Source organism: Carboxylicivirga linearis, assembly GCF_018271995.1.
GTDB classification, from domain to species: Bacteria; Bacteroidota; Bacteroidia; order Bacteroidales; family Marinilabiliaceae; genus Carboxylicivirga; species Carboxylicivirga linearis.
In genome coordinates, this window is the sequence record NZ_JAGUCO010000116.1 from 1 (window position 1) to 745 (window position 745).

A 745-nucleotide genomic window follows, 5' to 3' on the forward strand; every position below is an offset into this window, starting at 1 on the left:
CTTAAAAGACTTGAAGTGTATAATAACGAAGGAGAACTTTGTTATTTACAGGTCGGTAAAATCCGAATAAAGCCAAAAGCAATACTCCAATGGCTTATACCCGGCAAAAAACAAGTCAAATTTCAAGATGTAATAAATTTCAGGCAAAAGACCTTTAACTATAAGGCATTAGAAATTTATTACTACTCACCTCTCGTTGACCTTTCGTCAACAAATCCCCAGGACTATTATAATTTTTTCTGCGACTACTTTGGGAAACTCCAATTTCTCAAGTATTTCAAGTCAAACGGAAATATTGAAGCGTTTCCAAACCTCCAACAAATTAAGCCAAGAACCCATGATGCAATCTTAAAGCTTTCTAGTGCCCAACAAGTGCTTTGGGCTTACTTTCTATTTCGGCTTTTGGGCTTAAAACACCGGGTAGATGTTGGAAACTCAACACTTGCCCGATTTTTATGTGTAGTAAACGGTATTGATTTGGATTCTTACAAAAATTCATATTTCTATCGGCTTATGGATAAAGCTCCATATATAAAAAACGATAAGAATCTTTTGGTAGACCTTGAAGTTATCAAATTGCATTTTCAGGAACGTAATTTACCAACAGGTGACATCGAAAAAGTAATCATTGAAATTGTAACCCGTTAATCTGCAAAAATACCGATTACCATTTATTGCTTTTTATTGCCATTTGAATTAAAAAAGTATCCGACAAAAACAGCAAAAAGTGTCCGATAAGGCTAAT

At 34.4% G+C, this 745-nt stretch carries 1 protein-coding gene; it reads left to right on the forward strand.

Annotated elements, in window-relative coordinates:
- Window positions 1-648, forward strand: a 648-nt coding sequence (locus tag KEM10_RS23910) for a hypothetical protein (RefSeq protein WP_212220953.1), incomplete at its 5' end; no start/stop codon positions are given.
- Between the last annotated feature and the right edge of the window lie 97 nt (window positions 649-745).